The organism is Roseospira goensis, assembly GCF_014197795.1.
Taxonomy (GTDB): domain Bacteria; phylum Pseudomonadota; class Alphaproteobacteria; order Rhodospirillales; family Rhodospirillaceae; genus Rhodospira; species Rhodospira goensis.
The window spans coordinates 1-6,975 of sequence record NZ_JACIGI010000064.1; the positions used below are offsets into that span (position 1 = coordinate 1).

A 6,975-nucleotide genomic window follows, 5' to 3' on the forward strand; every position below is an offset into this window, starting at 1 on the left:
TCAAGGTCATCAAGCGGATGGCCTACGGCTTCCGCGATGACGCCTACTTCTTTCTCAAGATCCGCGCCGCCTTCCCCGGAATTCCGTGATGAACCGAAAAACATAATGTTCTTGGGGCCATCCCGGAAGTCCAGGCCCGGGAAAACGGGAAGCGCAACGGAATAGTACACAACGGAAAGCAAGACGTAATAGAGGGCACCCTCTTTTACGCTCGGCAAGTCACCGGTGACGAACCGGCTGCGGATGAACAGGATGATGAAGCCCGGCGCCAGCACCGCCACTGCCAGATAAGCCTCATCCGGAGTAGGGAAGGTCATGGCCGCCGCTCCACCGCTGCACTGCCGGCGCAACGATACAGCCATTTGTCCAGTCGCGGCAATGCCGCCCGTAAGCGGCGTCTACCGGCCCTACTCCGCCCCCGCCCGGTCCAGATCCAGGGTCACCAGCAGCGGCGCGTGGTCGGACGGCGGGCGCCAGTCGCGCGCCTCTGTCAGCACCGCGTAGCCGGCGAGGGCCGGTGCCAGCGGCGGGGTCACCCACACATGGTCCAGCCGCCGGCCCTTGTTGGCCGTGCGCCAGTCGCCGGCGCGATAGCTCCACCAGGTGAACACCGGTTCGTCGTCCGGCGTCAGGTCGCGCACCGCGTCCACCCACAGCAGGCTGGAGCGCAGCCGCGCGAGGCGGTCGATCTCCACCGGCGTATGGGTCACCACCCGTGACAGCCGGCGATGGTCCCACACGTCGCGGGGCAGGGGGGCGACGTTGACGTCGCCGCACAGCACGATGCGGTCGATGCGCCCGAACCAGGCCGCGTACCACTCGGCAAGGGCGTCGAGGAAGGCCAGCTTGTCGGCGAAGCGCGGGTTGGTCTCCGGGTCGGGCACGTCACCGCCGGCTGGGACATAGAGGCAGTGCACGTCGAGATCCAGGTCGGGAACCTGGGCCAGGATCAGGCGGGCGTCCGGCCGCCCCAGCACGTCGTGGCGGCGCACCCCGGCCAGCGGCCGGCGCGAGACGATGGCCACCCCATTGTAGCCCGGCATGCCGTAGCGGGCCTGATGCGGATAGCCCATCTCGGCCAGCGCCGCGGCCGGGAACAGGGCGTCGGTGACCTTGGTCTCCTGCAGGCAGAGCACGTCCGGGGCGGTCTCTTCCAGCAGGCGCAGGACCTGGGGCAGGCGCTTGCGCACCGAGTTGACGTTCCAGGTGACGAGGCGGACGCGGGGCATCGGGCCGGCCAAGGTGGGAGGACCAGGGTGCAGGACCAGGGCGGCGGAGTGAAGCACGCGGCCCGGTCTGCGGCAAGGCGCCGGCCGGTTGACGGACCGGGGGCGGAATGCCATATCCCGGCCACCATAGAGGACCGATTTGCTCCTCTTTCGGGGGCCGCGCCGCCGGCGTCCCCGGTCCCGGCACCCCCGTCCCCGACACCCCCGTCCCCGCCACGATGGCCAGCAGCGAAGGGCAGACGACCATGAGCGACACCGCCGTGCACGACCGCATCCGCGACGAGATCACCGCCAACGACGTCGTGCTCTACATGAAGGGCACCCCCATGTTCCCGCAGTGCGGCTTTTCCGCCGCCGTGGTGCAGGTGCTCAACCACCTCGGCGTCAGCTTCAAGGGCATCAACGTGCTGGAGGACGACTCCATCCGCCAGGGCATCAAGGACTTCTCAAGCTGGCCGACCATCCCCCAACTCTACGTCAAGGGCGAGTTCGTGGGCGGCTGCGACATCGTGCGCGAGATGGCGGCCGAGGGCGAGTTGCAGACCCTGCTCAAGGACAAGGGGGTGTCCAGCGCGTCGGCCGCGTGACCCTGGCGTGACCCTGGCGCGACCCTAACATGACCCTGGGGGCCTCGCGCCGCTTGAACGGGACGCGGGTGGCGCTAGGCTGGCGCGACCATGACCACCGCCGCCCCGCCGCCCGCGCCCCTCGCCCCCGTCACCGCCGTCCTGCCCCTGCGCGGGACCAGCGTGCGGGTGCCGGGCAAGAACCGTCGGCCGCTGGCCGGACGGCCGCTGTTCCACCACATCCTGGGCACGCTGGCGGCGGCGGACGTCGTCGACCGCATCGTGGTCAACAGTGACGATCCGGCGATCCTGGACGAGGCCCTGACGGTCGTGCCGGCGGCGCTGGCGATGCGGCGTCCGGCCGCGCTGGCGGCCCCCGAGACGTCGATGAACGACGTCCTGCGCGACACCCTGGACCGGCTGCCGTCCGACGCCGGCCTGATCCTGCAGACCCACGCCACCAACCCGTTCCTGACCGCCGCCACCCTGGGGCGCGCGATTGCGGCCCTGCGCGCCGCCTGGCCCGACCGCGACAGCCTGTTCGCCGTCACCCGCCGCCAGGTGCGGCTGTGGGACGCGAGCGGCCGGCCGCTCAACCACGACCCGGCGCGGCTGCTCCCGACCCAGGACCTGGCGCCGGTGTTCGAGGAGAACTCCTGCCTCTATCTGTTCACCGCTGCCGGCCTGCGGGCGCGCGGGACCCGCATCGGCGCCCGGCCGCTGCTGTTCGAGACCCCGGCGCTGGAGTCCCTGGACATCGACGAGGCGTCGGATTTCGTGCTGGCCGAGGCCCTGGCCGCCCACCCGGCCCGCCCGGCCGCCGCACCCGTGTCCTGCCCCCGCACAAGCGGATGACAACGCCCCCCGTCCCCGTGGTATCACCGAGCCACGCGCCCATGGGCGCGCCCAGAGGCATCAGGTCGCCGTGTTCCCGGGGGGAGCCCATGGTCGCCTTCATCGTCCGCCGCCTGCTCCAGTCGGTGCTGGTCATGCTGACCGTGGCCCTGGTGGGGTTCGCGCTGTTCACCTACGTGGGCGATCCGGTCAACAACATGGTCGGTCAGGACACCAGCCTGGCGGACCGCGAGCGCCTGCGCGAGGAGTTGGGCCTGAACGATCCCTTCCCGGTGCAGTTCGCCCGCTTCGTGGTCAACGCCGCCCAGGCCGATTTCGGCATCTCCTACCGCCACGGCCGCCCCGTGGAAGACCTGCTGATAGAACGCGCGCCGGCCACCCTGGAACTCTCCTTCGCCGCCGGCCTGTTCGCCCTCGTCGTGGGCGTGCCCATGGGCATCTACACCGCGCTGAACCGGCACGGCTGGCTGTCCAAGGCGTTCCTGACGGTCTCGCTGATCGGCATTTCGCTGCCCACCTTCCTGATCGGGATCCTGCTGATCCTGGTGTTCTCGGTCTGGCTGGGCTGGCTGCCCTCGTTCGGGCGCGGGGAGACCGTGCAGATCGGCTGGTGGAGCACCGGCCTGCTGACCCGGGACGGCCTGGTCGCCCTGATCCTGCCCGCCATCACCCTGGGCCTGTTCCAGATGACCCTGATCATGCGCCTGGTGCGGGCCGAAATGCTGGAGGTGCTGCGCACCGACTACATCAAGTTCGCGCGCGCCCGCGGGCTGTCGGCGCGGGCGATCAACTTCGGGCACGCGCTCAAGAACACGCTGGTGCCGGTCATCACCATCACCGGGCTGCAACTGGGCAGCGTCATCGCCTTCGCCATCATCACCGAGACCGTGTTCCAGTGGCCGGGCATGGGCCTGTTGTTCATCCAGGCCATCGAGTTCGTCGACATCCCGGTCATGGCGGCCTACCTGGTGCTGGTCGCCTTCCTGTTCGTGCTCATCAACCTGATCGTCGACATCCTCTACTTCGTGGTCGACCCGCGCCTGCGCGTGCAGGGCGGCGGCGCGGGGCTGTAGCCGATGACGGAGAGCCGATGACCGAGCCGGGCGAGATCCCCCTGGAGGCCCCCCGGGAGGCCCCCCGGGAGGCCCCCCTGGAGGCCCCCGGCACCCGCCTGGGCCGGCTGCGCGCCACCGCCTGGCGGGCCTGGGACTCCGACATCCTCTATTCCTTCCTGCGCTCGCCGGTGACCATCCTGGCCGCCGTGGTGGCGCTGACCCTGGTCGCGGCGTCGCTGGCCGCGCCCATGATCGCGCCCACCAACCCGTTCGCGCTGGAGACCGTCGACCTGATGGCGGCCTTCACCCCGCCGGTCTGGATGGAGGGCGGCTCGTGGGACTACGTGCTCGGCACCGACGATCAGGGCCGCGACCTGCTGTCGGCGATCCTGTACGGCATGCGGATCTCGCTGTTCGTCGGCGTCGCCTCGGTGCTGTTCGCCATGGTGCTGGGGGTCGGGCTGGGGCTGCTGGCAGGATATGCCGGCGGCTGGATCGACGGCCTGCTGATGCGCATCGCCGACGTCCAGATCTCGTTCCCGGCGATCCTGATCGCGCTGCTGATCGACGGCGTCGCCCGCGGCCTGTTGCCGCGCGAGGTGCACCACGAGGTCGCAATCTGGGTCATCATCTTCGCCATCGGCGCCCCCGGCTGGGTGCAATACGCCCGCACCGTGCGCGGCTCGACCATGGTGGAGAAGAACCGCGAGTATGTGATGGCCGCGCACATCATGGGCGTGCATCCGGTGGTGATCGCGCTGCGCCACGTGTTGCCCAACGCCATGGGGCCGGTGCTGGTGATCGCCACCATCCACCTCGCGATCGCGGTCATCACCGAGGCCACGTTGTCGTTCCTGGGCGTCGGCCTGCCGCCGACCGAACCGTCACTGGGGACCCTGATCCGCATCGGCAACGACTTCCTGTTCTCGGGTGAATGGTGGATCACCCTGTTCCCCGGCGTCGCCCTGGTGCTGCTGGTGCTGTCGGTCAACCTTTTGGGCGATTGGCTGCGCGACGCCCTCAACCCGAAGCTGCGGTGAGGGCGCCCATGGCCGAACCCCTCCTCTCCGTGCGCGACCTGCGGGTCACATTCCCCACCCGCCGCGGTGTGCTGACCGCCGTGGACGGGGTGTCGTTCGACATCATGCCGGGCGAGATCCTGGGCGTGGTGGGCGAATCGGGCGCCGGCAAGTCGCAGACGGGGGCCGCCATCATCGGCCTGCTGGAGCCGCCCGGCCGCATCGCCAGCGGCACCATCCACCTGGAGGGGGAGCGCATCGACCGCCTCTCCCCCGACAAGCTGCGCCGCATCCGCGGCCGGCGCATCGGCGCCGTGTTCCAGGACCCGCTGACCAGCCTGAACCCGCTCTACACCATCGGCCGCCAGCTCACCGAGACCATGCGCACCCACCTGGACCTGAGCGAGGCCCAGGCCCGCGACCGCGCCGTTGCGCTGCTGGGCGAGGTGGGGATCCCGGCGCCGGCCGACCGCCTGGACGCCTATCCGCACCAGTTCTCCGGCGGCATGCGCCAGCGGGTCGTGATCGCCCTCGCGCTGTGCGCCAACCCGCGCCTGATCATTGCCGACGAGCCCACCACGGCGCTCGACGTCTCCATTCAGGCCCAGATCACCGCGCTGCTCAAGCGCCTGTGCCGGGAGCACGACACCGCCGTGCTGCTGATCACCCACGACATGGGGGTGATCGCCGAGACCGCCGACCGCGTGGCCGTGCTGTACGGCGGCCGGCTGGCGGAGGTGGGGCCCGTGGACGCGGTGGTCAACCGGCCGCTGCACCCCTACACCGAGGGCCTGATGGCCTGCATCCCCACCACCCACGACCGCCCGCCTCGGCTGGCCCAGATCGAGGGCAGCATGCCGTCGCTGCGCGCCATGCCGGCCGGCTGCGCCTTCCATCCGCGCTGCCCGCACGCATTCAACCGCTGCGTGGCGGAGCGGCCGCCGCTGTTCGACCATCCACCGTCGGCCGCCGCCTGCTGGCTGTGGGCGCCCGAGGGGGCGCGCGCCGCCCCCCGGGAACGGACCGCGTCATGAGCGAGGAACCGCGCCCCGGAGTGATCCTGGCCGACGACGGCACCGAGGTGCTGGTGCGCCTGCGCGGGTTGACCAAGCACTTCGACGTCTCGCCGCCGCTGCTGGCGCGTCTGTTGGAGGGCAAGCGCCGGCGGGTGCTGAAGGCGGTCGACGGCCTCGACCTGGACATCGCGCGCGGCCGCACCACCGCGCTGGTGGGCGAGTCCGGCTGCGGCAAGTCGACCGTGGCCCGCATGCTGGTGACCCTGTACGAACCCACCGCCGGCGACCTTGTGTTCGAGGGCAGCGACATCGGCCGCCTGCGCGACCGCCGCGCCCTGGCCCCGATCCGCCGGCGCATGCAGATGATCTTCCAGGACCCCTTCGCCAGCCTGAACCCGCGCTGGCGGGTCGGGCGCATCATCGCCGAGCCGATCCGCGCCCACGGCCTGATGGACGACGCCGGCGCCATCCGCCGCCGGGTGAGCGAGTTGCTGGAGCACGTCGGCCTGCGCGCCCATGATGCCGACCGCTTCCCGCACGAGTTCTCCGGCGGCCAGCGCCAGCGCCTGTCGATCGCCCGCGCGCTGGCGTCCAGCCCGCACTTTCTGGTCTGCGACGAGCCCACCAGCGCGCTCGACGTCTCGGTGCAGGCCCAGATCCTCAACCTGCTGCGCGACCTGCAACGCGAACTGGGCCTGACCTACCTGGTCATCACCCACGACCTGGCAGTGGTGCGCTTCATGGCCGATACCATCGGGGTCATGTACCTGGGCCGGCTGTGCGAGGTGGCGCCGGCCGACGCCCTGTTCGCCCGGCCACGCCACCCCTACACCCGGCTGCTGATCGAGACCGTGCCCGACCTGCGCGCGCCCGACCGCGATCGCAAGCCGATGGCGGGTGAGGTGCCGAGCCCGCTGGACCCGCCGCCGGGCTGTGCGTTCCACACCCGCTGTCCGTGGGCGGCGGCCCGCTGTGCGCGCGAGCGCCCGGCGCTGCTGCCCCACGGCGGCCCCGGGGCGGTGGCCTGCCACGCCGTCGAGGAGGGCCGGCTGCCCGCCCCTGGTGGCTGACGGAGCTGCCCGCTCCTGGTGGCGGCTGACGAAGAAGACCCGGCCGGCACGCCAACCCCGCACGCGCTCGCCAGGGCTATCGCATTTGGCCGATGATGGTTCTGGCGAAGTCGTTGGTCCAACCACAGCGCTTGCGTTTGCGGCGGATGGAGATGCCGGGCCGGG

Annotated in this window: 7 protein-coding genes and 1 pseudogene; 6 read left to right on the forward strand and 2 right to left on the reverse strand. The window is 71.0% G+C overall.

Features of this window, described 5'->3' with window-relative positions:
- Nucleotides 1–197: 197 nt before the first annotated feature.
- Both GGD88_RS19020 and GGD88_RS18085 read right to left on the reverse strand, forming a co-directional pair.
- Nucleotides 198–362 (reverse strand): annotated as a pseudogene (locus GGD88_RS19020) (hypothetical protein); the annotation flags it as partial.
- A gap of 45 nt (nucleotides 363–407) precedes the next feature.
- Nucleotides 408–1,229, reverse strand: a complete 822-nt coding sequence (locus tag GGD88_RS18085) for an exodeoxyribonuclease III (RefSeq protein ID WP_184438102.1) — start codon at nucleotides 1,227–1,229, stop codon at nucleotides 408–410.
- Between the two features lie 245 nt (nucleotides 1,230–1,474).
- Between GGD88_RS18085 and grxD the strand changes: the two genes are divergently transcribed.
- The 6 genes from grxD to GGD88_RS18115 all read left to right on the forward strand — a co-directional run bounded on the left by grxD (nucleotide 1,475) and on the right by GGD88_RS18115 (nucleotide 6,810).
- Nucleotides 1,475–1,816 carry a Grx4 family monothiol glutaredoxin gene (gene grxD, locus GGD88_RS18090; protein WP_184438104.1) on the forward strand — a complete coding sequence of 114 codons (342 nt, stop codon included), beginning with the start codon at nucleotides 1,475–1,477 and terminating at the stop codon, nucleotides 1,814–1,816.
- A gap of 90 nt (nucleotides 1,817–1,906) precedes the next feature.
- A complete protein-coding gene (locus GGD88_RS18095) occupies nucleotides 1,907–2,650 on the forward strand; it encodes an acylneuraminate cytidylyltransferase family protein (RefSeq protein ID WP_184438106.1) in 744 nt (247 codons plus the stop codon).
- Between the two features lie 89 nt (nucleotides 2,651–2,739).
- The gene (locus tag GGD88_RS18100; RefSeq protein WP_184438108.1) at nucleotides 2,740–3,723 is read left to right on the forward strand and encodes an ABC transporter permease; all 984 of its coding nucleotides are present in this window, start codon (nucleotides 2,740–2,742) and stop codon (nucleotides 3,721–3,723) included.
- A gap of 17 nt (nucleotides 3,724–3,740) precedes the next feature.
- A complete protein-coding gene (locus GGD88_RS18105) occupies nucleotides 3,741–4,745 on the forward strand; it encodes an ABC transporter permease (protein WP_184438110.1) in 1,005 nt (334 codons plus the stop codon).
- Between the two features lie 8 nt (nucleotides 4,746–4,753).
- Entirely contained in the window at nucleotides 4,754–5,758 is a 1,005-nt protein-coding gene (locus GGD88_RS18110) for an ABC transporter ATP-binding protein (protein ID WP_184438112.1), read from the forward strand.
- Nucleotides 5,755–6,810 carry an ABC transporter ATP-binding protein gene (locus tag GGD88_RS18115; protein ID WP_184438121.1) on the forward strand — a complete coding sequence of 352 codons (1,056 nt, stop codon included), beginning with the start codon at nucleotides 5,755–5,757 and terminating at the stop codon, nucleotides 6,808–6,810. Before GGD88_RS18110 ends, GGD88_RS18115 begins: the two co-directional genes overlap by 4 nt.
- The last annotated feature ends 165 nt before the right edge of the window (nucleotides 6,811–6,975 follow it).